The following is a 26,246-nucleotide window of genomic DNA, read 5'->3' on the forward strand; positions in this document are numbered from 1 at the left end:
CGCAGGAACAAGGCCGGACGCCAGAGCCTTGTCCGATCTGATCGCATCAGATCGGGGCTCTACCTCTTTTGTTGGCCGCACTTTCTTAACCGCAGGGTGTACCGCCCTGGTCGAAAGCTGCTCCAGGTGACGACGGGAAGGACGGGCCATGACTGATCTCCTCTGAACCCTGGCCGGGAGCCTGAACGGGAAGGCTCCCGAGTCGTTACCTGCATATACAATCATATTCGGATTTAATTGTATATGCAGTTATTGCGGGCGAGACGAAAATAGCTCGCCCATGCACGCCTGATGGCTGCCGGGTCAGCGAGAAAGCAAAGCGGTCAGGGGATGGGGATCAGGCGGTACGGAGCCGGCTCAGCACGTCATCAAGGGCACCGTGCAGCGTGGCGGTGCCGCCCTCGCCCAGCAGTTCCTCCAGCTGCGACTGCGCCGTCTTCCAGTGCGGCACGGCGGCGCGCAAGGTTTCCAGTCCCGCCTCGGTGAGCCGTGCTTCGCGTTGGCGGCGGTCCGCCTCGCTCACGACCAGCGTGATCCAGCCTTTGTCCGCCAGCGGACGCAGGTTGCGGGTAACGGTGCTAGGATCCATCACCATCTGCTCGCCAAGCTGGGAGACCGTGGGGTTCTTCAGGAACCAGATGTGCGCCAGGATGCTGAACTGGTTGGTGGAAAGGCCCGACGGGGCCAGGGCGTGGTCATAGATCTGGGTGATGCGGCGCGCGAGTTTGCGAAGCCGCAGGAAGGAGCAATCATCCAGACTGTAGGTTGGCCGCATCACGGGCTCCACCATTTCGTGCATTTGCAACTATCTGCCCCGGCAGCTTCCGGGTCAAGCCGGTGCCTGCCATCATCCTTTGGCCAGATCTGTGTCCTAATGTGGCCACACGGCCGCGCGAAAGTGCAGGCTCAACGGGAAAGCCGGAACCTGCGCGGCAGGGGCCAGCCGTTTCCTGCCGTGAAGATACTGTTCGAAGGCGCGAGATGAACGCTTATACCGCCGTAAGGCCCGCAGAAACGGAAGTACCGGCCCCGGCCCGCAAGTCGGCCGAGGACCAGGACCTGCTGCGCGCGGCCGGCAAGATTGCGCGCGATCTGGGCAAGCCCAACGCCGCCATCTACTACGCCGACCTCATCGCCTGCGTCGTTCTTGGCTACGGCGCGCTGGCGCTGACCATCGCCAGCGCCACATGGGGCCTGAAGCTGGCCCTCGGGGCCTTCGCGGTGCTGGCGCTCTACCGGGCGCTCGGCTTCATCCACGAGCTGTCCCACCTGAACCCGCGCGCCATGCCGGGCTTCCGCCGCTTCTGGAACGCGATCGTCGGCGTGCCGCTGATGATCCCCTCGTTCATGTATGAAGGGGTGCACAACATCCACCACGCCCGCACGCGCTACGGCACGGCGGAGGACCCGGAATACCTGCCGCTGGCCCTGATGCCGCCGCGCATGCTGGTGCTGTTCCTGCTCACCTCGGCGCTGGCCCCGGTCGGCCTGCTGCTGCGCTACGGCATCCTCGCGCCGCTTTCCCTGCTCTCGCGCAAGTTCCGCCGCATCGTGGTGGAGCGCTACTCGTCCCTCGTCATCAACCCGGCCTTCCGCCGCGACCCGAAGGAGCGCATGGCCCACAAGGACTGGCCGCTGTGGGAGGCGCTGACCAGCGTCTACGCCATCGGCTGGCTGGCGCTGACCGCAACCGGCACCCTCCATTGGTCCATCCTGCTCACTGTCATGGCCGTGATCTCGGGCGTTGCCGTGCTCAACCAGGTCCGCACCCTCGTTGCCCACCTGTGGGAGAACGAGGGCGAGCAGATGAGCCTCACCCAGCAGTTCCTCGACAGCGCCAACGTGCCGCCGCCGAACCCGCTGGCCGCCATCTGGGCTCCCGTCGGCCTGCGCTACCACGCCATCCATCACCTGCTGCCCGCCGTGCCCTACCACAACCTCGGCAAAGCCCACCGCGCGCTGATGCAGCAGTTCGGCACCCAGAGCACCTACAACCGCGCCAACTACACCGGCCTGTGGACGCTGTGCCGGGGGCTGGTCAGCAGCTCGTTCCGCAAGCACGCGGGCCGGTAGGGGTTTTTCTGGCTTTTTGGCTTTGCAGGAGGGTCTTGACCCTCCTGCACCTCCCGATCGCTTTGACGGGCCGTGTTTCCGGAGACTTCTGGAAACACGGCTTTTCATTTGGATGTGATGGGACGCACCCGGCCAGATCTGGCTGGCGCGCAATAATGGGAGCGGATGCTCCTTAAGCTCATTCAATGTGCACTGGGAGCGAGAGAAATAAGGGCGCTGCGCTTCCGCCCGCGCGGTCCAATAAACGAAAGGGGGTGCAGGGGGTCCGAGACCCCCTGCAAACAATCCCTACCAATCGCGACTACTGCGCCAGTCGCAGCAGCACGTCGCTCATGCGCTTGGAGAAGCCGGGGAGGTCCGGCAGCGGCTCGCCTTCCAAGATGCGGGCTTGATCGAGCAGCAGCTGGCTGGCCAGCGCAATGGTGTCGTACTGGCCTTCCTGCCCGGAGCGCTCGGCCAGTTGCTTGACCAGCGCGTGGCGCGGATTGATTTCGAGCACACGCGGCGCGATCGCGTTCAGGCGGTCGTGGGCCTTAAGCATGCGGCTGAGGCGCAGGTCCATGTCGCCTTCATCCGCCACAAGGCAGACGGGGCTGTCGGTCAGCCGCTCGGAGGCGCGGATGTCCTTCACCGAATCGCCAAGCACGCCCTTCATCACGGCGATGAGGCGGGAGACATCCGTCTCCGGCGCGGCCTCGCCCAGATCCTTCGCCTCGCCGAGCGCAGAGAGGTCGGCGCTGGAGGCCTTGGTGATAGACTGGAGCGGCTTGCCGTCAAACTCGGTAACGACGCCCAGCCAGAAATCGTCGATGGGGTCGGTCAGCAGCAGCACCTCGATGCCGCGCGCCTTGAAGCCTTCCAGTTGCGGGCTGGAGGCCGCGCCTTCCTCGGTCGTCAGGTAGTAGATGGCCTTCTGGCCTTCCTTCATGCGGGAGATGTACTCGCCAAGGCTGGTCCAGCCCTCAACGCCGGTCGACTTGAAACGGGTGAGCTTGAGGATGTCGTCCCGGCGGTCGAAGTCCTCATAGAGGCCTTCCTTCAGCACCTTGCCGAACTGGCCCCAGAACTTGGCGTAGGTCTCGGGCTCGTTCTCGGCCATCTTGGCAAGGTCGCCCAGTACCTTGCCGGTGATGGCCTTCTTCATCGCCGCCAGCACCGGATTGTGCTGGAGCATCTCACGGGAGATGTTGAGGGCCAGGTCCTGTGCGTCGACGACGCCGCGCATGAAGCGCAGGTAAGCGGGCAGCAGCTCTTCGCAGTCGTCGGTGATGAAGACGCGCTTCACATAGAGCTTCACCTTCGATTTGCGCTCGGGGTCGTAGAGATCGAACGGTGCCTGGCTCGGCGTGAACAGCAGGCAGGTGTATTCCAGCTTGCCCTCGGCCCGGAAGTGGAGCGTCCGCAGCGGCTCATCGAACAGGCCGGAGGTGTGGCGGTAGAACTCGGCGTAGTCCTTTTCCTCGATTTCGGACTTGGGCCGGGTCCACAGCGCCTTGGCGGTGTTGACCGTGTCCGCCGCCTCGCTGCCCTCGGTCAGCTTGATCGGGATGGCGATGTGGTCCGAATAGGTGCGGATGATGGAGGACAGGCGGTATTTCTCCAGGAACTCCGCCGCGTCCTCCTTCATGTGGAGGGTGATGGTGGTGCCGGTGGCGTCGCGCGTCGCAGGCTCCACGGTGAAGCTGCCAAGGCCGTCGGACTCCCACGCAAAGGCTTCGTCAGACCCGGCGCGGCGGCTGACCACCCGCACCTTGTCCGCCACCATGAAGGCTGAATAGAAGCCGACGCCAAACTGGCCGATAAGATCAGGCGCGCTGCTCTTGGTCTCCGCGCCCTTCACCGCCTCCATAAACCGGGCGGTGCCGGAGCGGGCAATGGTGCCCAGGTTCTCGATCAGGTCTTCGCGGCTCATGCCGATGCCGGTGTCGGACAGCGTCAGCGTCTTGGCCGCCTTGTCGATGGTAATGACAATCTCCAGCGGGGTGTCGCCCAGCAACTCCGGCCGGGTCAGCGCCTCGTAGCGCCGCCGGTCACAGGCGTCCGCCGCGTTGGAGATCAGCTCGCGCAGGAAAATCTCACGCTCGGAATAAACCGAGTGCACCATCATGTGCAGCAACCGGGCCACTTCGGCCTGGAAGCCGAAGCTCTCGGATTTTACCGCGTCACGATCGGCCATAACGTTCCCATTCCCCTTTCGTCGAAGATGAAATTCCTGCGTGTCATGTAAGGAAGCCGGGGCTGAATCTAAAGAGGCAAGCGCCCCGGCGCGCGTGAGCCTCAGGAGCCCACCGCGCCCAGCAGCCTGGCCGCCGTCTCGCGCGGCAGACGGAAGGCAAAGGCGCGCATGCGATTGAGGCGCGCGGCCTCTTCCTCGGCCGGGCCGGCGGCCTCCGGCGCTTCGCCCGGCGTGGCCTGATGGTGGGCGTTGACCCGCACCCACGCGCCCGTGTCGTCCGCCTTGCACAGCAGGGTGAGCGTCACCCCGTCGAAGGTTTCGGCCATGACCATGGTCGCGCCGGTCCACGCCAGATCCCGGGCCTGCTGCACCTGGTCATATTTCAGCGTTTCCACCGCCTCGACCGCCTGGCGCACCGCCTCGGCATTAACCGGCGCGCCCGCATCGGCCGCCACGCGCTGAAACGCGGCGTTGGGCGCGGACCGCTCGAAAGTCGACATGCGGCCATCGGGCGTCATTACGCGCAGCACGCGCACCCGCTCCGCCTTCACCGTGGGGAGAAACACCTCCGCCCAGTGCTCCGGCGACAGATCGATCTCCGGCACGCGGGCCGCCACCACCGGCTTCCCGCCTTCGGGAATGATGAGCGCCTGATCTTCCGGCAGGCTGTCGTCATGGCGGATGGCGAAGAGCGCAAGGCCAACCCCGCCCTTGTCCGCCAGCGTAAAGGCATAGGCCTGCGAACCATCGAGCCGCGCGGATGCCGGGGCGGATTTCTTCTCGGCCACGATCATGCCGGTCAGATCATCGAGAAGCTGATCCACCATACCGTCCCGCGCCGGAGCATCACCGGCCGTTTCCACATGCCACGTGCCGTCATCGGCCTTGCGGAGACCAAGGGTTTCGGCCTTGTGCCGAATGGTAATGCGGGCAATCTGATCGAGCTGCGTCGCGAGCGCCGGCAGGGCGCGCTCGCTGAAGATACCGCTCTGAACCACAAGAAGAATGGCAATCGCCACCAGAACGATGGCCAACCCGGCCAGACCCAGCACCTTCTTCGATACCCGCATCGGCGCACTCTCCCTCCCCGGTTGCAAAGCCAATCACGGACACAGCCCGAAAGGCCGTGCCCAACGCCAGATCAGAAACCAGAGGTGTAACGGGAAATTACGCCAGGCCCAACGCCTAAACGCCCAACCGGTCAAATGTCAGGCAGGCCCGGCCCTTAGACAGTCGCGGGACGCGAGGGCGCGCGCTCGGGGCACTCCACCAGAACGGGCCGCGACACGGCGGGAAGCGCCGGCTGGGCGTTGCCCGGCTCGTAGCCGAGCATCATCAGCACCGATCCGGCCTGGTTTTCGTGCGAGTCGGAAAAGAGCGGCTGAACATTTACGGCAGCGAGAATCAGCAGGCCCGTCATGATGCCGACAAGACCAACGATCCCGAGTTTTGCCCTATTCATCTCAGCCGCTTTCTCTGTACGAGTTCCGTTCTAGCAATTCGGAAGCGGCAGGTCGAGCTTATTCAGCGACCATCCACGGTGGCAGCGGCAGGTTGCGCTCCTTCAGCCACGCGGGATTGAAGATCTTGGACAGGTATTGCCGCCCGGAATCGCATAGGATCGTCACGATGGTCTTGCCCGGCCCCAGCTTGCGGGCCAGCTGCACCGCGCCGGCCACGTTGATGCCGGTGGACAGGCCGACGCACAGCCCCTCGTACTGCATCAGGTCGTAGACGTAGCGCAGGCCTTCCTCATCGGACGCGCGGAACCAGTCATCCACCGGCGCGCCATCCATGTTGGCGGTGATGCGGCTCTGGCCAATGCCCTCGGCAACCGAATTGCCCTCGGCGCTCAGCTCACCCTTGGCGTAGTAGTTGAACAGGGACGCGCCGTAAGGATCGGTAAGGGCAACGACGATATTCTCGTTGAACTCCTTGAGGCCAAGGCCGACGCCCGCCAGCGTGCCGCCGGTGCCCACCGCGCAGGTGAAGCCGTCAATGCGGCCCTGCGTTTGCTTCCAGATCTCCGGGGCGGTCGTCTTGATGTGGGCCAGCCGGTTGGCGGTGTTGTCGAACTGGTTGGCCCAGATGGCGTTCGGCGTCTCCTCGGCGATGCGCCGGGAGGTGTGCACATAGTGGCCGGGGTTGGAGTAGGGCGCAGGCGGCACCAGGATCAGCTCCGCGCCGAGCGCGCGCAGCGTGTCCTTCTTCTCCTGCGACTGGGTTTCGGGCATGACGATGATCGTCTTGTAACCCTTGGCGTTGCCCACCACCGCGAGGCCGATGCCGGTGTTGCCGGCCGTACCCTCGACGATGACGCCGCCGGGCTGGATGAGGCCGCGCTCCTCGGCGTCCTCGATGATGCCCAGCGCCGCCCGGTCCTTGACCGATCCGCCGGGGTTCAGAAACTCGGCCTTGCCCAGAATGGTGCAGCCGGTTTCTTCCGACGCGCGCTGAAGCTTGATGAGGGGAGTATTGCCAATGAGCGGAAGCACGCTCTCGGCAACGGCGGGGCGCTGAGAAGGTCGATCCAAAGTCATGGCAATGGTGTACTGCGCCACGGATGCCCCTTCAAGGCAGCGAAGGGCGAGAAATTCGATTGCGAACGCAAAGATTTTCTCCTGCCGCAGCTCGGTGAGCCGATTTTGCATCCGGCATGGCAATTCATGCAGGAAAGGCTATGAACGACAGCGCTGGATGAATCGAGAGTTCAGGTTGAACGATGTCAGATACGGCCATGGCACCTGTTGAACCCGCCATCGACCCGCGGGTCTTTCGCACTGCACTGGGCCAGTATCCGACGGGCGTGGCCATCGTGACCACGCTCGACGCCGCCGGGCGGCCGGTCGGCATGACCATCAACTCCTTCGCATCGGTCAGCCTCGACCCGCCGCTGGTGCTGTGGTCGGTGCAAGTGCACACCGGCTCCGCGGACATTTTCCGCACGGCGGCCCGATTCGCCATTTGCGTGCTGGCCGCGGATCAGGAAGACATGGCCCTGCGCTTCGCCCGCGCGGAGGAAAACAAGTTCCGCGACATGGCGATCCATACCGGCCTTGGCGGCATCCCGCTTATTCCCGGCGCGCTGGCAACGTTCGAGTGCTCCACCTGGGCGATCTATCCGGGCGGTGACCATGAGATCATCGTGGGCCATGTCGAACGGCTGAACTGCCGGCCGGGCGCGCCGCTCGGCTTCCATCAGGGCCGGTTCCTCGCGCTCGAAGCGCCGCAGGCTTAAGGCAGACGCAAGGACGGGAGAGGACGCATGGCGCGGCGGGCCCAGACAGGGCTGCAGGGCGGAATACAAAGCGGGGGCGGGGGCTGGCGCAAGCTTGTCCATGCCGTCACCGTGGCGGGCTTCGCGCTGCTCGCCGCCTGCAACGGCAACGCGCCGGATGTTCCGGCCATCAGCCGGGATCCGGGCGTGCTGGTGCGCCTCGGCAGCGATGAGGTGCAGAGCCTCGACCCGCACAAGGTCTCGACCGTCGAGGACGTGCGGGTGGCCTCCGAATTGTTCGAAGGGCTAACCCGCTACACCGCAGCCGGAGACATAGAGCCGGGCCTTGCCGAGAGCTGGACCGTCTCGAACGACGGCCTCGTCTGGCAGTTTACCCTGAAGCCGGACCTGCATTTCTCCGACGGCACGCCGTTGACCGCGCGGGATGTGGTTGCCAGCTTCCAGCGCCTGCTTGCGCCCACAACCGCCGCGCCCAACGCCAACCTGTTCTACGCCATCGAAGGCGCGGAAGCCGTTGCGACGGGCAAGGCCCCGCCGGAGCGGCTTGCGGTGGACGCGCGAGGAGAACGCGGCCTCGAGATTCGCCTCACCCGGCCCTTCCCCGCCTTTGCCGAGCTGCTGGCTCACCCGGCAGCAAGCGCGCTGCCCGCCCGCCTGCTGGAAACGCATGGCGACGGCTGGGTGCGGCAGCGCCCGCTGGTAGGCTCCGGCCCGTTCCGGCTGAAGGAATGGCGCCTGCACAGCGCGCTCAAGCTGGAGCGCAACCCGTTTTACCATGATGCGGCGAACGTGGCGCTGGCGGGCGTCACCTACCGTCCGGTGCAGGACGACCAGACCGCCCTGCGCCTGTTCCGGGCGGGCAGCGCCGACGTGCTCACCGACTTTCCGGCGCGTGACCTGCCGCTGCTGCGCCGTCATGTGCCAAGGGCTATCCACATCGCGCCCTACCGGGGCAGTTATTACTTCGCCTTCAACACGCGCCATCCGCCGTTTGATGATGTGCGGGTGCGCCGCGCGCTCGCCATGACGGTGGACAGGGAGATTCTGGTGAACAAGGTGATCGGCCTTGGCCAGCCCGTGGCCTGGGGCGTGGTGCCGCCCGGCCTTGCCGGATACGGCCCGGCCGTGCTGCCTGGCTATGCCCGCTGGCCGAAGCAGAAGCGTCTTGCCGAAGCTCAGCGTCTGCTCGCCGCCGCCGGCTACGGGCCCAAGCGTCCCCTCGTATTCGAGATCCGTTATAACACTGATGTCGAGCACCGGCGCGTTGCCCTGGCGCTGAGCCAGATGTGGAAGCCGCTGGGCGTGATTGCCAGACTTGCCAATACGGAAGCGGCGGTGCACTTTTCGTCGCTCAAAGCGGGTGATTTCACCATGGCGCGATCAGGCTGGATTGCCGACTATGCAGGGGCGGAGAGTTTTCTCTCGGTATTCCTGTCAGATGCCGGACCGATCAACTATCCCGGGTATCAGAACCCCGGCTTTGACGCGCGGGTGCAAGAGGGCCTGGCCCTGGCCGACCCGGCCGCCCGCACCGCCGCACTGCGCTCGGCCGAGGCCATGCTGGTGGAAGACGTTCCCGTGCTGCCGCTCTACCATTATGTTTCCAAGGCGCTGGTCAACCCGGCCGTCGAGGGCTGGATCGATAACATCGCCAATGCCCACCCTTCGCGCACGCTCCGCCTGAAAGGCACGTCGTCCGGCGCGGGCGCCGCTGCTCCGGAGACGCACTCATGATGATGCGGCGTCTCTTCCTGGCGGCTCTGGCCTGCGCCGCGCTTGTCGGCTGCACCGGCAAGCAAACGGCTCCCGAGCAGGAGCACACCCTGCGGGTCACTGCCATCGGGCTCATCACCACCACCGATCCCCACCGCGCCTACACCCGGCCGGAACGTATTCTGGCGGGCGAAACCCACCTGGGCCTCGTGACCGTGGACTCCTCGGGCCAGATCGTGCCGGGCCTGGCCGAAAGCTGGTGGGTGAGCGAGGATGGGCTCAGCTACATCTTCCGCCTGCGCCCCATGCAATGGGCGGATGGCAAGCTGCTGACCCCGGATGACGTGGTGGCTTCGTTCCGCCGGATGCTCTCTCCTCGGACCAAGCACCCGCTGGCGGAATGGCTGGCGCGCATCCGCAACGGTGAAGCCGTGCGGCGGGGCCGGATGCGAACCCGCGAACTGGGCGTCAGGGCGCTCACCGATACGGTGGTGGAGATCAGCCTCGAACAGCCGCAGCCCGCCTTCCTGGCGCTGCTGGCCGAGCCGTCCGTCGCCATTCTCCGGCAGGTGCGGGCGCAGGGACAAACCACCATCATGGGCCTTGGCCCCTACCGGATCGAGAGCCAGAGCGACCAGCAACTGGTTCTGGTCACCAACCGGCAACCAACCGATCAGCAGCAGACCGACGCGGAAGACGGACCGGCCTACGGCCGCATCACCCTTGAGGCGGTGACGGACCCGGTGGATGCCGTCCGGCGCTTCCGCGATGGCAAGACCGACCTGGTCATGGGCGGCGCGATCAGCGGCCTTGCCGAGGCTCGTGCGTTGCCAACGCCGGGGGCCATCCATATCGAGCCGAGCTTCGGCGTCTACGGCTATGTGGCGCAGACCGGCAAGGGACCACTGGCGGACGTGCGCCTGCGCCGGGCGCTCAGCATGACCATCGATCGGCAGGGGCTATCCCGCCAGATGTTCAACATCCCGGCCATGGTGCCGGTGGAAAGCATCGTGCCGCCGGGCTTTACGGGCTATGGCGACCCGGCCCTGCCGACATGGGCCTTCTGGTCGCTGGAGCAGCGGCTGACCGAGGCGCGCCGCCTCATCGCGGAAGCGGGCTTCGGGCCGGACAAGCCGCTCAAGATTTCCGTGCTTCTGCCGCCCGCCAGCGAGCACCAGAAGATCCTGGCGGCGATCGCCACCGGGTGGCGCGAACTGGGCGTTGAGGTCTCGGCCAAGGTCGGCACGCCCCAGGCCTATGAGGAAACGCTCAAGGCTGGCGACTTCGATCTGGCGATGCGTTCCGTCATGACGCCCATCGACTATCCGCTCGTCTTCCTCGCCCCCTATCAATGCAAGGCGCCGGAGAACGTTGGCAACTTCTGCGTGCCCGAGGCAGACCAACTGCTGGAGGAAGCCGGACAGACCGACGATCTTACCGCCCGCACGGAACAGCTGAAGGCCGCCGAACAGCTGCTGGTGGAGGAGGCGCCGTCGATCCCGCTGTTCGTTCCGGTTCGCTGGATGCTGGTGAGCGAAAGCATCAACGGCTGGACCGACAACACCGCCGGCAGCCACCCCCTCTCTGCCCTCACGCCGCAGGCCGCCCATTGATATGATCCGATTGCTGAGCGGGCGCCTGCTTGGCGCCATTCCGACCCTGTTCGCCATCGTGCTGCTGGGCTTCGCCCTCATGCGGCTCGCCCCCGGCGGCCCGTTCGATGCGGAGCGGGCCCTGCCGCCGGAAGTGGAGGCAGCCTTGCGCGCCCAGTATGATCTGGATGCGCCGCTGCACGCGCAGTTCGCCCGCTATCTGACCGACCTTGCCCACTTCGATCTCGGCCCCTCGTTCAAGTACAAAGACTTCACCGTGGCCGAGCTGATCCGCGACGGTGCGCCGGTGAGCATGACGCTCGGCCTTGCCGCCCTCGTGCTCGCCGCCGGGCTCGGCATCAGCCTCGGCTGCGCGGCGGCGCTCAGGCGCGGCTCCCGGTTCGACACGGCCCTCATGGGATTAGCGGTCAGCGGGCAGGTGATCCCCACCTTTGTCGTAGGGCCGATCCTCGCCCTCGTCTTCGGCCTGTGGCTGCGCTGGCTGCCACTGGCCGGCTGGGGCGGCGGCAGGCTTGCTTTCCTCGTGCTGCCGGTCATCACCCTTGCCCTGCCCTATGTGGCGGCGATCGCCCGGCTGATGCGCGCGAGCCTTGCCGAGACCCTGAGCGAAAACTTCATCCGCACCGCCCGTGCCCGCGGCGCGAGCCCGGCACGCATCCTGCTGCGCCACGCCCTGCCGCCCGCCCTCTTGCCGGTGGTGAGCTACCTCGGCCCGGCGGCAGCGGGGCTACTCACCGGCTCGGTGGTGGTGGAGACCATCTTCGGCCTGCCCGGCATCGGCCGCTACTTCGTGCAGGGGGCGATCAACCGCGACTACACCCTCGTGCTCGGCGTGGTGATGCTCTACGGCGGCGTCATCGTCCTCTTCAACATGGCAACGGACCTGATTTACGGCTGGCTCGACCCGAGGGTAAGGCGAGCATGAACGACACGGTTTTATTGGCTGGCAAGCGGATCGGCTGGCGGCAGCGCCTTCTGCGCCACGGCGGCGCACGCTGGGGGCTGGCGGTGCTGCTGCTCCTCGCCGTGCTGGCCGTGGCGACCCCGCTGCTCTCGCCCCACGGCTACGATGCGGTGGACTGGGACGCTATCGAGCAGGCCCCCTCCGCCACCTACCTCTTCGGCACCGACAGCGTGGGGCGGGACCTGTTCAGCCGCCTGATGCTGGCAACCGGCATTTCGCTGGCGCTAGGGCTGCTGGCGACGGTGGTCAGCGTCGTCATCGGCATTGGCTGGGGCGCAGTCGCCGGGCTGGCGGGCGGGCGGACCGACGCGCTGATGATGCGGTTTGTGGACGTGCTCTACGCCATGCCGTTCCTGTTTTTCGTCATCGTGCTCATGGCGGTGTTCGGGCGCAGCATCTGGCTCATTTTCATCGGCGTCGGCGCGGTGGAATGGCTGACGCTGGCGCGCATCGTGCGCGGGCAGACGCTGCTCCTGAAGAACCAGCCCTTCGCCGAGGCCGCCCGCGCCTGCGGGGCTGGGCCGTGGCGGCTGCTCACCCGCCATATCGTGCCGAACCTGCTCGGTATCGTTGCCGTCCACGCAACATTAACCATCCCGCAAGTCATTCTGGTGGAAAGCTTCCTCAGCTTCCTGGGACTCGGCGTGCAGGAGCCCCTCACCTCCCTTGGCGTGCTGGTGCGCGAGGGCGTCGAGACGCTGGAGACGGCCCCGTGGCTGATCCTGTTCCCGTCCCTGTGGCTGGCGGCGCTGCTCGTCTCCCTCAATCTGGTGGGCGATGCGCTGCGCGATGTGCTTGATCCGAAAGACCTGTAACCCGTGGCCCTGCTTGATATCGAGAACCTGACCGTCCACTTCGACACACCCGCTGGAACGGTCGAGGCGGTGCGCGGCGTCAGCCTGTCCATCGCGGAGGGCGAAGCGCTGGCGATCGTGGGCGAGTCGGGCTCAGGGAAAAGCCAGACGTTGCTTGCCGCCTTCGGTCTGCTGCCACGCAGCGGCCGGGCGGAAGGCGCGGTCAGGTTCAACGGCGAAGACCTGCTCGGCGCATCGCCGCGCGCGCTGCGGGCGGTTTTGGGCCGGGACGTGGGCTTCGTGTTTCAGGACCCGATGAGCGCGCTGACGCCCCACCTCACCATCGGCGCACAGGTGGCCGAGGCGCTGAGGATTCACGAAAAGCTCTCCCGTCGCGAGGCGCGGGACCAGGCCATCGACCTCCTGCACCGGATGCGCCTGCCAGAGCCGACGGAGATCGCCAGGCGCTACCCGCACCAGCTTTCGGGCGGCCAGCGCCAGCGGGCGATGATCGCGGCGAGCCTTGCCACCGGCCCCAAGCTGCTGATTCTGGACGAGCCGACCACCGCGCTCGACGTGGTGGTGCAGGCGGACATTCTCGACCTGCTCACCGAGCTGCGCCGGGAACACGGCATGGCGCTGGCGTTCATCACCCACGATCTGGCCGTCGCCGCGCAGGTGGCGGACCGCATCGCCGTGCTGCGGCGTGGGGAAGTGATCGAGAGCGGCCCCGCCCGCCGGCTGCTGGCCGCGCCACGGAGCGACTATACCCGCCTGCTCGCCGAGGCCGCCACCCTGCCGACGCCGCCCGCCTATGCGCCGCCCGCGCCGGTCGCCCGGCCGCTGCTCACCGTGCAGGGGCTGACGCTCGATTACACGCAGGCAAAGGGGCTGTTCGGCAAGGAGACCCACCGCGCGCTGGAGGATGCCAGCCTCACCGTCCACCCCGGCGAGGCCATCGGCATCGTGGGCGAGTCGGGCTCGGGCAAGTCCAGCCTCATCCGCGCCATCCTCGGGCTGGCGGAGCCGACGGCGGGCACCATCGAATGGCAGGGCAAGCCGTTGGCGCATCCCTACCCCCGGAGCTTGCGCAAGGACATGCAGATCGTCCACCAGGACCCCTACAGCGCGCTCGACCCGCGCATGACCATCGGCGAATCGGTGGCCGAGCCGTTGGCGATTCACCGGCGCGACCTCTCCCCCCGGGGCCGCCGCGCGCTCGTCGCCGCCTGGCTTGATCGGGTGGGCCTGCCCCCCCATTTTGCAGAGCGGTATCCCCACGAGCTTTCGGGCGGGCAGAACCAGCGGATGAACATCGCCCGCGCGTTCATCAGCCAGCCGCGCCTCGTTGCCTGCGACGAGGCGGTGAGCGCGCTCGATGCCCAGACCAAGGCGGAGATTCTGGCGCTTCTGGCCGAGCTTCGGCACGAAACCGGGGTCGCGCTGCTGTTCGTCACCCACGACTTCCATGCAGTGGCGCGGCTGTGTTCTCGCACAATAGTTTTGCAGTGCAGCAAAATAGTTGACGCAGGCGAGACCTCGTCGCTTATGACTAGGGGGAGCCATCCCTGTACGAGGGCTCTGATCGCAGCGATTCCCCGGCTCGCGGCCATGGGGGAGGAGACAACGAGGGAGCATATCCAATGAGTGCGGATCCGATTGTCATTGTCGGCGCGAAGCGGACCCCCATGGGCGGGTTCCAGGGCGATTTGTCGGGGCTGAAGGCCGCCGACCTGGGCGCGGCTGCGATCCGGGCCGCCGTGGCCGAGGCGGGCGTGGCGCCTGAGGAGATCGAGCAGGGCATCATGGGCTGCGTGCTCCAGGCCGGTCAGGGTCAGGCCCCGGCCCGTCAGGCGGCGCGCTTCGCCGGTCTGCCCGACTCGGTCGCCTGCACCACCGTCAACAAGATGTGCGGCTCGGGCATGAAGGCGGTGATGGATGCGCACGACATCCTCGCCGTCGGCTCGGCGGACATCATCGTGGCGGGCGGCATGGAGAGCATGACCAACGCCCCCTACCTGCTGCCCAAGGCCCGCGGCGGCATGCGCATCGGCCACGGCGAGGTGCTCGACCACATGATGCTCGACGGCCTTGAGGATGCCTATCAGCGCGGCCGGGCCATGGGCGTGTTCGCCGAAGCCACGGCGCAGAAGTATCAGTTCACCCGCGACGCGCAGGACGAATACGCCGTGCGCAGCGTGACCCGCGCCCAGAATGCCATCAATGGCGGCATGTTCGACGCTGAGATCGTGCCGGTGACGGTGAAGACCCGCACGGGCGACGTGGAGGTGACGAAGGACGAGCAGCCGCTGAAGGCGAGGCTCGACAAGATCCCGCAGCTGCGCCCCGCCTTCGCCAAGGACGGCACGGTAACCGCCGCCAGCTCCTCGTCCATTTCGGACGGTGCGGCAGCGCTGGTGCTGATGCGCGAGTCGACCGCCAAGCAGCGCGGCCTGACCCCGCTGGCTTGGATTGTCGGCCACGCCTCGCACGCGCAAGCGCCGGAGTGGTTCACCACCGCCCCCGTCGGCGCGGTCGAGAAGCTGCTGAAGCGCACCGGCTGGACCCGGAGCGACATCGACCTGTTCGAGATCAACGAAGCCTTCGCCGTCGTCACCATGGCGGCCATCCACGATCTCGGCCTCGACCCGGAAACCGTGAACGTCCACGGCGGCGCATGCGCCCTCGGCCACCCGATCGGCGCATCGGGCGCACGCATCATCGTCACGCTGCTGTCGGCCCTGCAACGCTACAATAAGGTTAAGGGCGTGGCGTCCCTGTGCATCGGCGGCGGCGAGGCAACGGCCATCGCCATCGAGCGGTTGAACTAGAACGCCATACAGCAGAACCGATCATCCAATGAGACCGTGGCGCTGCCCTGCCCAGCAGCGCCACGGTTTTGTTTTTGGGGTGACTGGTCTTCTTTTTGAAGGAGGGACTGCGTCCCTCCTTCACCTCCCATTCGATTCATCGGGCCGCGCCTTGCATGGGCCATAGAGTTCGCTGGATCTCCGGCCGGGTGCGTCCCCCATTAAAAACGAAGGGGTGCAGGGGACCGAGTCCCCTGCAAACAAAATCAGCAGTCCTACCCGATGTCCGGCTTGGGCGTGGCCTTGTAGAGCGGGATGCGGTCCAGTTCCTTGTCGATCTGGACCACGATGCGCCGGTAGCGGTCGTCGCCGATGCTGACGTACTGGCTCTCGAACTCCTTGGTGGTCATGCCTTCCCGCAGCTTGTGCAGCGCTGCCGTCGGCAGCAGCCGCTCGTCGCCCACGTAGGCGAGGCCGTACTGCACTTCCCGCAGGAGAGAGCGGTCGCCATTGGCGGCCATGCCAAGGCGCAGGCCGGCCCGATCGGCCATCAGGTCAACGAAGGAGAAACCGCTGCCGCCGGGGGTGCTGTCGCTCAACTCCTTCCACTCGCCCGCCGCGCGGGAGAAGCGTTCGGCGAACACAATGGAGAGCGCCGCCGAGAGGGAGAAGTGCTTGGGCAGATCCGTGCGCCCGGACAGGACGAAGGTGGATGGCTCCGGCACGCAGGGCGCGTCAAACGGCGCGACCATCCGGGCCAGATTCTTGGCATCCGGCCCGAGCGTAATCATGCTGAGCGCAACGAGGGCGGCGCGCGTTTCAGCGGCCGGATCGTTCCGCTCGCTGCGCTGGACCACGATGCGGAAGGTGGTGTTGACGAAGGTGGCGTAGGACTTGGCGCCGACGCCCGATCTCAAATCGCGGTCCAGCAGAGAGTTGTAGTAGAAGCGGACCAGCTGCGGATCGAGCGACGTGCTGAAGTGCGGCACCATCGCCTTCAGTCCCTCGAACAATTCCGTGTCCGGCTGGATGTTGACGACCATCTTGCCCGGCTTCGACACTACGAACTTGGTGATGAAGCGGTCCAGCCGCGCTTCCGGCGCAGGCAGGTCGAGCGCAATCACGCTCTGATTGAGCAGCCAGCGGGTGAGCGCGCTGGGCACCGGCACCGAGCCGATACGGAACGCCAGCGGCGGGAAACCGTTCGGGCTTTCGTCCGCATGGGCGCTCAGGTTCAGGTAGCCCTTGTGGCCGAGATCGATGGTGACGTCGGCCGTCGCTCCGCCCTTCTCGATCTGGAAGCGCGGGCGCACCGTACCGACGCCATGGTTGGCCAGCCGCTCCAGCGAGTCGAGCTGCGCCTGGGTCAGGGTAATGGTGTGGTTGCGGCCGGGGTCCTGCAGCGCGCCCATGACAGCGCTGGCGATTTGGTTGGCATGAACCGAGTCCATAGGGATCGGGTTCGGTGATGGACCGACTCGCGGCTCACTGCTGACAACAGCCGCCGTGAGGAAGCCCAGCACCGCCACAACAGCCAGCGGCAGACGGAAAAGCCAAAGCATTAATTCTGCCTCTTAGTGAGCGGCCCCCCAGGTTGCTCCCTGCCCCGCCTCCACAACCAATGGCACAGACAAGCGTATCACAGGCTCCGCGGCCGTCGCCATGACCTGCTTGATGACAGCAGATGCGGCATCCGCCAGAGACTGCGGCGCTTCAAACACAAGCTCATCATGGACCTGCAACAACATCCGGACCCGATCAAGCCCCGCTGCGTTGAGTGCTGGTTCCATCCGGATCATCGCCCGGCGAATGATATCCGCCGCCGTGCCCTGGATAGGCGCATTGATGGCCTGGCGCTCGGCGAAATTGCGCTGGTTCGGGTTCTTGTCGTTGATGGTCGGGATGTAGGTGCGCCGCCCGAACAGGGTCTCCACGTATCCCTTCTGACGGCAACTGGCGATGGTCTCGTCCATATAGGCCCGGATGCCGGGGAAGCGGGCGAAGTAGCGGTCGATGAAGCCCTGGGCCTCGCCGCGCGACACGCCCAGCTGGCGGGACAGGCCAAAGGCCGAGATGCCGTAGATGATGCCGAAGTTGATGGCCTTGGCCGAGCGGCGGATCATCGGGTCCATGCCCTCGACCGGCACGCCGAACACTTCCGACGCGGTCATGGCGTGAATGTCGATCCCCTCGGCGAAGGCCTGGCGAAGTTCGGGAATGTCCGCAATGTGGGCAAGCAGGCGCAACTCGATCTGGCTGTAGTCCGCCGAAATCAGCGCTGCCCCTTCCGGCGCGACGAAGGCGTGGCGCAGCTTGCGGCCTTCCTCGGTGCGGACCGGAATGTTCTGGAGATTGGGGTCGGTCGATGACAAGCGGCCGGTGGAGGTGGCCGCCATCGCGTAACTGGTGTGGACGCGGCCGGTCTCCGGGTTGATCTGGCCTTGCAGGGCATCCGTGTAGGTGCTCTTCAGCTTGGCGAGCTGCCGCCAGTCCAGCACCTTCTGGGCCAGTTCCACGCCTTCGGCCGCCAAGGCTTCCAGCACGTCGGCGTCCGTTGAATAGGCGCCGGTCTTGCCCTTCTTGCCGCCCTTCAGCTTCATCCGCTCGAACAGGATCTCGCCCAGCTGCTTGGGCGAGCCGACGTTGAACGGGCCCCCGGCAAGCTGGTGAATGTCCGCCTCCAGCGCTGCCATGCGCTGGGCAAAGTCGCCCGACAGGCGGGAGAGGGTGTTGCGGTCAACCAGAATGCCCGCCCGCTCCATCTCCACCAGCACGGGCACCAGCGGCCGCTCCAGCGTCTCGTAGACGGTTGCCATCTGCTCGCGCACCAGGCGAGGCTTGAGGTTGCAGTGGAGGCACCAGGTCACGTCCGCATCCTCGGCGGCGTACTGGGTGGCCTTGTCCAGCGGCACCTCGGCAAAGCCGATCTGGCTTTTGCCCGTGCCGCAGACATCCGTGTACTTGATGGTGGTGTGGCCGAGATGGAGATTGGCCAGCATGTCCATGCCGTGGCTGTTGCGCCCGTTGTCGAGCACGTAGGACAACAGCATGGTGTCATCGAACGGCGTGACATCGAGCCCAACCCGGCGCAGCACCAGCAGGTCGTACTTCAGGTTCTGGCCCACCTTCAGCACGCTCGGGTCTTCCAGCAGCGGCTTGAGCTTGGCCAGCACGGCCTCGCGCGGCAGCTGGACGGGCTTCTCATCGAGGAAGCCGCCGCCCGCCGCGATATGGCCGATGGGAATGTAGCAAGCCTTGCCCGGCGCAATGGCGAGGCTGACGCCCACCAGTTCAGCCTTCATGGCATCGAGCGACGTGGTTTCCGTATCGACCGCCACCAGACGGGCATCGCGGGCGGCGTTCACCCACCACTCCAGCCGGTCCTCGGTCGTCACGCACTCGTAAGCATTGGTATCAACCTTGGCGACTACGGGCGCGGGCGCGCCATCCTCGCCCACGTCCCGCGAGGCCAGCTTGGCCTTCAATGAGCGGAAGCCGTGCTTGTCGAAGAAGGCGCTGAGCGGCTCGTGCGGCGGGTGCTTCATCACCAGGTCGTCCAGCGCTTCCGGCAACGGCAGGCTGTCGTTGAGGGTGACGAGCTGCTTGGAGATGCGCGCCAGATCGGCATGTTGGATCAGATTCTCGCGCCGCTTGGGCTGCTTGATCTCGTGAGCGCGCGAGAGCAGCGTCTCCAGATCGCCGTACTGGTTGATCAGCTCGGCCGCCGTCTTGGGGCCGATGCCCGGCACGCCCGGCACGTTGTCGACGGCATCGCCCATGAGGGCCTGCACCTCGATCACCTTCTCGGGCGGCACGCCGAACTTCTCCATCACCGCCTCGGGGCCGAGATGACGGTTGTTGAGCGTATCCAGAAGGTCGACGCAGGGCAGGTGCAGCAGCTGCATCAGGTCCTTGTCGGACGAGACGATGGTGACGTGATAGCCCGCCTCACACGCCGCCTTGGTGTAGCTGGCGATGAGGTCGTCCGCCTCGTAGCCTTCCTGCTCGATGCAGGGCACGGAGAAGGCGCGCACGGCGTCGCGGATCAGCGCGAACTGGGGCTTCAGGTCCTCCGGCGGCTCGGGCCGGTTGGCCTTGTACTCGGCGTAGATATCGTTGCGGAACGTCCGCTTGGCGGCATCGAAGATGACCGCAAGGTGGGTGGGGTGCTCCGCGTCGTTCAGGTCCTCCAGCAGCTTCCACAGCATGGCGGTAAAGCCGTAGACGGCATTGACCGGCGTGCCCGACGGATCGGTCATGGGCGGCAGCTTGTGGTAGGCGCGGAAGATGTAGCCGGAGCCGTCAACGAGATAGAGGTGCTTCTGGGTGCTCATGGCCGCGCAACTTAGCGGCGGATTGGAGCATTGACTACTCTTGAGCCGCACAATGATCGACTGCCGGTCGTGCGACCCGCACAGTCCGCCAGATCGGGTAGGCATGCCCGCAGGGCGGCGGATACAACCCTAAAACCCCGGATCAATTGAGCATCGGCTTGGTTTCGTTCAGGTCTTCCACCAGCGCCTGCGCGCCGATCAGATGGGGGTTGACCCGCATGGCCGCATGAAAAGCCGCCGCGGCCGCTTCCGGCTCGCCATTTCGCAGGCAAATCTGCCCCAGCCCGGCGAGCGCCCCGAAATGGCGCGGCTCCAGCTCCAGCGTCCGCAGAATGTCGGCAAGGGCAAGATTGTCTTCCCCATCGATGAAGTGGAGCGTCGCCCGCTTGTTGTAGACTTCCGGCCAGGTGGGATAGTTCTCGGCAAGGCGGTCGAGCAGCAGCTCGGCCTCATCGAGATCGCGCAGGGCAAGCGCGCGAATCGCCGCCTCCATGCCGTCGCCGGCGGCGACATCCTCCTCCTCGGCCCATACCTGCCAGATGAGATCCTCCACCTCATGGGCGGAAGGAGACGGCTCCTCCTGCCGCAAGCGATCGAACAGCAGGTCCAGTTCGCGCGGCAGGCCGGGGTGGGGTCGGCGTGACGGCAACTCGGCCAGCAACGTCATCAAACGTTGCAGCAGGTCGTGATCCAGCATGTTCCTCGACTCCTCCGGCAACAGGTCCGGCGTCAGGATTCAGCCCAGGGCTCCAGAACGGTGTCGCGCGCCTCCGGCAACAGCTCGGGATAATCGAGCGTGTAGTGAAGGCCGCGACTCTCCTTCCGAGCCAGCGCCGACCGGACGATCAGGTCGGCAACCGTGACCAGGTTCCGCAACTCCAACAAGTCACGCGTCACACGGAAGTTGCCATAATATTCCTGAATCTCGCGGCGGAGAAGCTTTACGCGATGTTGCGCCCGTTCCAATCGCTTGGTCGTGCGGACGATGCCCACATAATCCCACATGAACTGGCGAAGCTCAGCCCAGTTGTGGGTGACGACCACCGCCTCGTCCGAATCTTCCACCCGGCTCTCGTCCCATGGCGCAGGCGCGGGCGGCTCGGGCAGGCTGTTCATCCGGTTGCGGATGTCCTCGGCGGCGGCATGGCCGAACACCAGGCATTCCAGCAGGGAGTTGGAAGCCATGCGGTTGGCCCCGTGCAGGCCGGAGTGGGCGGTCTCGCCGATGGCATAGAGGGCCGTCAGGTCGGTGTGGCCGGCAAGGTCGATGAGCACGCCGCCGCAGGTGTAATGGGCAGCGGGCACCACCGGGATGGGTTGCCGGGTGATATCGATATCCAGCTCCAGCAGCCGCCGATAGATGGTCGGGAAGTGGGAGATGACGAAGTCCGGGTCCTTGTGGCTGATGTCGAGCCAGACATGCGGCACGCCAAGGCGCTTCATCTCGTGGTCGATGGCGCGGGCGACGATATCGCGCGGGGCCAGCTCCGCCTGGTGGTGGAAGCGCTCCATGAAGCGCGTGCCATCGGGCAGCAACAGGCGCGCCCCCTCGCCGCGCATCGCCTCGGTGATGAGGAAGTTCTTCACCTGCGGGTGATAAAGGCAGGTGGGGTGGAACTGGTTGAACTCCATGTTGGCGACGCGGCAGCCCGCCCGCCAGGCCATGGCGATGCCATCGCCGGTGGAGCCATCCGGATTGGTGGAATAGAGATAGACGCGACTCGCCCCGCCGGTTGCCAGCACGGTCGCCCGCGCCGTGAACCGTTCCACGCGGGAGGTCTCGCTGTTGTAGATGTAGGCGCCGTAGCAATGACGCTCGCTCGCGCAGCCGGTGTGCCGCTCGGTAATGAGGTCGACGGCGAAGCGGTTGCCGAAGAAGCGGATGTTGGGCTCGGCCAGAGCGCGGGCCATCAACGCCTTCTGCACGGCAAAACCGGTGGCGTCGTCCACATGCACGATGCGACGCCGGCTGTGGCCGCCCTCGCGGGTCAGGTGGAAGGGCTGGGCGGGCGTTTCACCCGCGTTGAAGGGCACGCCGAGCCGGGTCAGCGTCTCGACCGCGGCGGGCGCGCGCTCCACCACGAACTCGACCGCCGCGCGATTGTTGAGGCCGGCGCCTGCAATGATGGTATCCTCGATGTGCGACTCGAAGGTGTCGCCTTCCTCCAGCACCGCAGCAATGCCGCCTTGGGCCTGAGCCGTGGAGCCGGCCGACATCTCCCCCTTGGAGAGAACCGCCACCTTGTAGTCAGCGGCCAGGTCGAGCGCGAGGGTAAGACCCGCCGCGCCCGAGCCGATTACCAGAACATCGAACTGATACAGATCCTCAGGCGACATGGGCCGGAGCATTCCTTCCTGCGGGAGACTGGCCTGCGGTGGAGGACTGGCCCTCGGCGGGTGCCTGGGTCAGGCGCAGGAACACGTCCTCCAGGTCCGCCTCTTCCGTCGTGACATCCTCGATGCCGAAGCCGCAGGTGGCCAGCGCCGCCAGCACCTGCCCCGAGTTGATGCGGCGCTTGTCGTAGGTAACGGCGATGCGGCGGCTGTCGCGCAGGCGGGCATCGAACTGCGACAGCACCTCCGGCACGGCGTCCAGATCGCGGTCGATGGTGACAACCACCACCTTGTCGTGCGCCTGCGCCATCAGCGAGGCCTTGGTCTCGTTGGCGACCACCTGCCCCTGGTTGACGATGGCGATACGGTCGCACAGCTCCTGCGCTTCCTCCAGATAGTGGGTGGTCAGCACGACGGTGGTGCCCTGGGCGTGCAGCTCGCGCACATAGGCCCACAGCTGCTGGCGCAACTCGATGTCGACGCCCGCCGTCGGCTCGTCCAGCACCAGGATCGGCGGGGTGTGCACCAGCGCCTTGGCGACCAGCAGGCGCCGCTTCATGCCGCCCGAGAGCGTGCGAGTGTAGGCGTGGGCCTTGTCCTCCAGCTTCATCGCGCGGAGAATTTCCATCGAGCGGCGCTGGCTCTTCGGGATGCCGTAAAGGCCTGCCTGAAGCTCCAGCGTCTCGAAGGGGGTGAAGAAGGCATCGAACACCAGCTCCTGCGGCACCACGCCGATGGACAGCTTGGCGTTGCGCGGATGCTCGTCGATATCAAACCCCCAGATGCTCACCGAACCGGAGGTCTTGTTCACCAGCCCCGCCATGATGTTGATCATGGTGGACTTGCCCGCGCCGTTGGGACCGAGCAAAGCGAACAGGGAGCCCTTGGGGATGTCCAGCGACACGCCGCGCAGGGCCTGCTTGCCGTTGCCGTAGGTCTTGACCAGATTGCGGATCGAAATGGCGGATTCTGTCGTCATGGCGCAGACACATAAACCCTGGCGAGGCACTTGTCGAAGGGACCGTTGCATGGCCAGCGCGGAAACACCGTTCGCGCGCCGGAAAAGGGGGCCATATCGCATAGGCTTACCTGTGGCCGTGCGAAGGGTTCCGACAAGGCCTGAACCGCAGGCGATACCGGCCCTTCAAACTCGGGAGAAGCGGTGCTATCTGCATCGCCAAGACCAATGTTTCATTGTTTTACGAACTGGGAATGACAGGGCATGAACACGCCTCCGCCACCGGAAGTCTTTTACGTCGACACGCCGCAGGTCGCATGCGACGGCGGTGAGGGACCCCTCGGCCACCCGCGCGTTTATCTGAAGTTCGGGTCGAGCGGTAAGGTCGAGTGCGGCTACTGCGACCGCCAGTACATCCTGAAGGGCAGCCCTGCCGACGACCGGCAGGATAAGGCGGCCTGAGCCAGCCAGACCGGCCCTCGTCCGATCTGCTCCGGGCGATCTTCTCCGGGGTTGCCCCGTCCCGCAAGGCGGCGGGCAGCGCCGCTGAGCCTCGCCACCCAGGAAAGCCGCCAACCCGGCGTTCCTCGCAGCCCCGGTTCGGGCGTGGCGACGCGCCGGCGCTTTTCGTGAACATCATCGCCTCTGCCGGGTGAAAGGACCAAAGCCGTGTCGAAAACTCCTGCCGCGCTTGCCCATGACCTTTTCTACGCCCGCACCGAAATGGACGAAGCCCGGGTGGCTGGCCTGGTGGCGGACAAGCTGGCCGGGCTGGATGACGGGGAACTGTTCCTCCAGTACACCCTCTCCGAGTCCTTCGGCTTCGACGATGGTCGGCTGAAAAGCGCCACGTTCGATACGACGCAGGGCTTCGGCCTGCGCGGCGTCATGGGCGAGACCACCGGCTTTGCCCACGCCAACGAGCTATCCGAAGCCGCCATCCGCCGCGCGGGCGAGACGGTGGCGACCGTCCGCACCGGACGCGAAGCCCGTTGGGCCGACGCGCCGCCGCGCACCAACCGGATGCTCTACCAGCCGGACAATCCGTTCGAGACCTTCCCGTTCGAGGCCAAGACCAAGCTGCTGGCGGACATCGACGCCTACCTGCGGGGAAAGGATCCGCGCGTGGCGCAGGTGTCGGCCTCGCTCGTCGGTTCCTGGACGGTCATCGAGATCCTGCGCCCCGATGGCTACCGGGCCTGGGACGTGCGCCCGCTGGTGCGGCTCAACGTGCAGGTGATCGCGCAGGACGGCGACCGGCGCGAGTCGGGCTACGAGGGGTTGGGCGGACGGCACGACTATTCCCGCCTGTTCGCGCCCGACACCTGGAAGACGGTGGCGGACGAGGCGCTGCGGCAGGCGCTGGTGAACCTTCAGGCCGTGCCTGCGCCTGCGGGCGAGATGACCGTGGTGCTGGGCCCCGGCTGGCCGGGCGTGCTGCTGCACGAAGCCATCGGCCACGGCCTTGAGGGCGACTTCAACCGCAAGGGCACCTCGGCCTTCTCGGGGCGCATCGGCGAGCGGGTGGCCGCCCCCGGCGTCACCGTGGTGGACGACGGCTCGCTGGAATGCCTGCGCGGTTCGCTGACCATCGATGACGAGGGCACGCCGACCGAGCGCACCGTGCTCATCGAAGACGGCATCCTCAAGGGCTACATGCAGGACCGCATGAACGCCCGCCTGATGGGCGTGAAGGCCACCGGCAACGGCCGGCGCGAGAGCTTCGCCCATGCGCCGATGCCGCGCATGACCAACACCTTCATGCTGGGCGGCGACAAGGACCCGGCGGAAATCCTCGGTTCAGTGAAGAAAGGCATCTACGCCAAGACCTTCGGCGGCGGGCAGGTGGACATCACCTCCGGCAAGTTCGTGTTCTCGTGCACGGAAGCCTATGAGTTGGAGAACGGCAAGCTCGGCCGTCCGCTTAAAGGTGCGACGCTCATCGGCAACGGCCCGGACGTGCTGACCCGCGTCAAGGCCATCGGCAACGACCTGGCGCTCGACCCCGGCATCGGCGTGTGCGGCAAGGGCGGCCAGTCGGTGCCGGCCGGTGTGGGCCAGCCGACGCTGCTGATCGAAGGGCTGACCGTTGGCGGCACGGGCTGACAGGCGTATCCTGGCAGGCAACCGCGCCTCCTGATCCGGAACGGAACGGAGCGCGGGGCATTCTTCCTTACGGTTCATTGTGGAGAAGCGCGCTTGCCAGACCTACCTGAAGAAACCGAATGGGTGGAGGTTGGCCGGTTCAGCACCCTGGCTGAAGCCCAGCTGGCCAGGGCCATGCTGGAAGCCTATGGCCTGACCCCCGGCATCGAGGGTGAAAACAGCGCCCATGTGCTGGCGGGAATCGATCCCACCATGCGCGGCGTTATCCTGCATGTCCCCGCGCAGGAGGCCGAACAGGCCACAAATCTGCTGAAAGAGAGCCCACCTGGTCCGGTGGACGGCGACGACACGCCGGAGGCCTGACGCCCCGTTCAGGGACATGGCGGGCGCGCAGGCGCGTGCATAACCCTATAGGTCCGTTCAACATTGGCGCGAGTCGCGCCCGGCATCCGCTCGATAATTCGACTGAGTCGAAAGAACCTATGCGGAATGTTCCGGGCATATCGCCCAATTGTACGGACTTAACTTGCCCGACTGACGCCGGACAACCGTTTGAAGAAACAAATCTTTCAACGGCGCATTTGAACAGAGGCTTAACCGTGGCCTGATCCGGCAACGCGCAAGGCCATTGTAGGACGAGCACCCTGTGCTACCCTCTAGCTTGGGAGGAGGGAAAAACCATGAGCCTGAAAATGGTCCAGGTCCCGCGGGAGGATTATGACGCCCTGGCTTCGGTCCTGGCGGACAACAGCATGCTGCCCGGCGATCTGGCTGGTGATAACCGGAAGTTCTTTGCGTTCGTCGATGATGATGGATGGCGCGTGGCTGTCGGCAGCCTCGAAATCTTTGGCGAGGCGGCAATTTTGCGGTCGTTCCTGACGACCGGCTGCCACCATGGCCAGGGGCTGTGCGGCACGATGCTGGAGGAGGTGGCCGCATGTGCGCGCCGGGAAGGCATCAAGATGCTGTACATCTTCACCGATGATGAATCGGGCATCTTCTCCAAGCTCGGCTTCACGCCCTGCGAGGAAAGGACGGCGCCCGACACGCTGCGCGCCTCGGCGCAATTCGCGGCGCTGTGCAAGTCCGGCGACTTCATGATGCGCCCGCTCTGAGCCCGATCGCATGAACTG

The 26,246-nt window shown here is 66.0% G+C and carries 22 protein-coding genes; 12 read left to right on the top strand and 10 right to left on the bottom strand.

Annotated features, from left to right (window positions below):
• Positions 1-337: 337 nt before the first annotated feature.
• On the bottom strand, positions 338-775 hold the full coding sequence (locus tag L0C21_RS00460) for a MarR family winged helix-turn-helix transcriptional regulator (RefSeq protein ID WP_259276506.1): 438 nt from the start codon (positions 773-775) through the stop codon (positions 338-340).
• Positions 776-981: 206 nt separating this feature from the next.
• Here L0C21_RS00460 and L0C21_RS00465 point away from each other — a divergent pair, with 206 nt between their 5' ends.
• Positions 982-2,073 (top strand): fatty acid desaturase family protein, encoded by a 1,092-nt coding sequence (locus L0C21_RS00465; RefSeq protein ID WP_259276507.1) that lies wholly within the window; start codon positions 982-984, stop codon positions 2,071-2,073.
• A gap of 301 nt (positions 2,074-2,374) precedes the next feature.
• Here L0C21_RS00465 and htpG read toward each other — a convergent pair whose 3' ends face one another.
• The 4 genes from htpG to L0C21_RS00485 form a co-directional block, all read right to left on the bottom strand.
• Positions 2,375-4,249, bottom strand: coding sequence for a molecular chaperone HtpG (gene htpG, locus L0C21_RS00470; RefSeq protein WP_259276508.1), 1,875 nt, complete (start codon positions 4,247-4,249; stop codon positions 2,375-2,377).
• A 101-nt stretch (positions 4,250-4,350) separates the two neighbouring features.
• Positions 4,351-5,319, bottom strand: coding sequence for a hypothetical protein (locus tag L0C21_RS00475; RefSeq protein ID WP_259276509.1), 969 nt, complete (start codon positions 5,317-5,319; stop codon positions 4,351-4,353).
• Positions 5,320-5,474: 155 nt separating this feature from the next.
• Positions 5,475-5,711, bottom strand: coding sequence for a hypothetical protein (locus tag L0C21_RS00480; protein ID WP_259276510.1), 237 nt, complete (start codon positions 5,709-5,711; stop codon positions 5,475-5,477).
• A gap of 58 nt (positions 5,712-5,769) precedes the next feature.
• A complete protein-coding gene (locus tag L0C21_RS00485; protein ID WP_259278771.1) occupies positions 5,770-6,789 on the bottom strand; it encodes a cysteine synthase A in 1,020 nt (339 codons plus the stop codon).
• Positions 6,790-6,986: 197 nt separating this feature from the next.
• Here L0C21_RS00485 and L0C21_RS00490 point away from each other — a divergent pair, with 197 nt between their 5' ends.
• Genes L0C21_RS00490 through L0C21_RS00520 form a run of 7 tightly spaced genes read left to right on the top strand, consistent with a single transcriptional unit; the run spans position 6,987 to position 15,402 of the window.
• The gene (locus tag L0C21_RS00490) at positions 6,987-7,487 is read left to right on the top strand and encodes a flavin reductase family protein (protein ID WP_259276511.1); all 501 of its coding nucleotides are present in this window, start codon (positions 6,987-6,989) and stop codon (positions 7,485-7,487) included.
• A 27-nt stretch (positions 7,488-7,514) separates the two neighbouring features.
• Positions 7,515-9,221, top strand: a complete 1,707-nt coding sequence (locus L0C21_RS00495; protein WP_259276512.1) for a peptide ABC transporter substrate-binding protein — start codon at positions 7,515-7,517, stop codon at positions 9,219-9,221.
• The gene (locus L0C21_RS00500) at positions 9,218-10,813 is read left to right on the top strand and encodes a peptide ABC transporter substrate-binding protein (protein WP_259276513.1); all 1,596 of its coding nucleotides are present in this window, start codon (positions 9,218-9,220) and stop codon (positions 10,811-10,813) included. The genes L0C21_RS00495 and L0C21_RS00500 overlap by 4 nt, the downstream gene beginning before the upstream one ends.
• A gap of 1 nt (position 10,814) precedes the next feature.
• Positions 10,815-11,738, top strand: coding sequence for an oligopeptide ABC transporter permease OppB (oppB, locus tag L0C21_RS00505; RefSeq protein ID WP_259276514.1), 924 nt, complete (start codon positions 10,815-10,817; stop codon positions 11,736-11,738).
• Entirely contained in the window at positions 11,735-12,592 is an 858-nt protein-coding gene (locus tag L0C21_RS00510) for an ABC transporter permease (RefSeq protein ID WP_259276515.1), read from the top strand. Before oppB ends, L0C21_RS00510 begins: the two co-directional genes overlap by 4 nt.
• 3 nt (positions 12,593-12,595) lie before the next feature.
• Complete coding sequence (locus L0C21_RS00515) at positions 12,596-14,218, top strand: dipeptide ABC transporter ATP-binding protein (protein WP_259276516.1); 1,623 nt, start codon at positions 12,596-12,598, stop codon at positions 14,216-14,218.
• Positions 14,215-15,402, top strand: a complete 1,188-nt coding sequence (locus L0C21_RS00520) for an acetyl-CoA C-acyltransferase (protein ID WP_259276517.1) — start codon at positions 14,215-14,217, stop codon at positions 15,400-15,402. Before L0C21_RS00515 ends, L0C21_RS00520 begins: the two co-directional genes overlap by 4 nt.
• A 254-nt stretch (positions 15,403-15,656) precedes the next feature.
• Here L0C21_RS00520 and L0C21_RS00525 read toward each other — a convergent pair whose 3' ends face one another.
• The 5 genes from L0C21_RS00525 to L0C21_RS00545 all read right to left on the bottom strand — a co-directional run bounded on the left by L0C21_RS00525 (position 15,657) and on the right by L0C21_RS00545 (position 23,028).
• A complete protein-coding gene (locus L0C21_RS00525) occupies positions 15,657-16,943 on the bottom strand; it encodes a YfiM family lipoprotein (RefSeq protein WP_259276518.1) in 1,287 nt (428 codons plus the stop codon).
• A 12-nt stretch (positions 16,944-16,955) separates the two neighbouring features.
• Positions 16,956-19,715, bottom strand: coding sequence for a DNA polymerase I (gene polA / locus L0C21_RS00530; RefSeq protein WP_259276519.1), 2,760 nt, complete (start codon positions 19,713-19,715; stop codon positions 16,956-16,958).
• A gap of 142 nt (positions 19,716-19,857) precedes the next feature.
• Entirely contained in the window at positions 19,858-20,412 is a 555-nt protein-coding gene (locus tag L0C21_RS00535; RefSeq protein ID WP_259276520.1) for a tetratricopeptide repeat protein, read from the bottom strand.
• A gap of 32 nt (positions 20,413-20,444) precedes the next feature.
• Positions 20,445-22,052, bottom strand: coding sequence for an L-aspartate oxidase (nadB, locus tag L0C21_RS00540; protein ID WP_259276521.1), 1,608 nt, complete (start codon positions 22,050-22,052; stop codon positions 20,445-20,447).
• Positions 22,042-23,028 (bottom strand): ABC transporter ATP-binding protein, encoded by a 987-nt coding sequence (locus tag L0C21_RS00545; protein ID WP_259276522.1) that lies wholly within the window; start codon positions 23,026-23,028, stop codon positions 22,042-22,044. Before L0C21_RS00545 ends, nadB begins: the two co-directional genes overlap by 11 nt.
• A 243-nt stretch (positions 23,029-23,271) precedes the next feature.
• On the opposite strand from L0C21_RS00545, the gene L0C21_RS00550 reads away from it, so the two are divergent.
• The 4 genes from L0C21_RS00550 (at position 23,272) to L0C21_RS00565 (ending at position 26,228) form a co-directional block, all read left to right on the top strand.
• Positions 23,272-23,469, top strand: a complete 198-nt coding sequence (locus L0C21_RS00550) for a zinc-finger domain-containing protein (protein ID WP_259276523.1) — start codon at positions 23,272-23,274, stop codon at positions 23,467-23,469.
• 261 nt (positions 23,470-23,730) lie between these two features.
• A complete protein-coding gene (tldD, locus tag L0C21_RS00555; RefSeq protein WP_259278772.1) occupies positions 23,731-25,113 on the top strand; it encodes a metalloprotease TldD in 1,383 nt (460 codons plus the stop codon).
• Positions 25,114-25,206: 93 nt separating this feature from the next.
• Positions 25,207-25,476 (top strand): putative signal transducing protein, encoded by a 270-nt coding sequence (locus L0C21_RS00560; RefSeq protein WP_259276524.1) that lies wholly within the window; start codon positions 25,207-25,209, stop codon positions 25,474-25,476.
• A gap of 317 nt (positions 25,477-25,793) precedes the next feature.
• Positions 25,794-26,228, top strand: coding sequence for a GNAT family N-acetyltransferase (locus L0C21_RS00565; RefSeq protein ID WP_259276525.1), 435 nt, complete (start codon positions 25,794-25,796; stop codon positions 26,226-26,228).
• Positions 26,229-26,246 lie beyond the last annotated feature (18 nt).

It is taken from the genome of Pedomonas mirosovicensis (genome assembly GCF_022569295.1).
In the GTDB taxonomy this organism is placed as follows: domain Bacteria; phylum Pseudomonadota; class Alphaproteobacteria; order Sphingomonadales; family Sphingomonadaceae; genus Pedomonas; species Pedomonas mirosovicensis.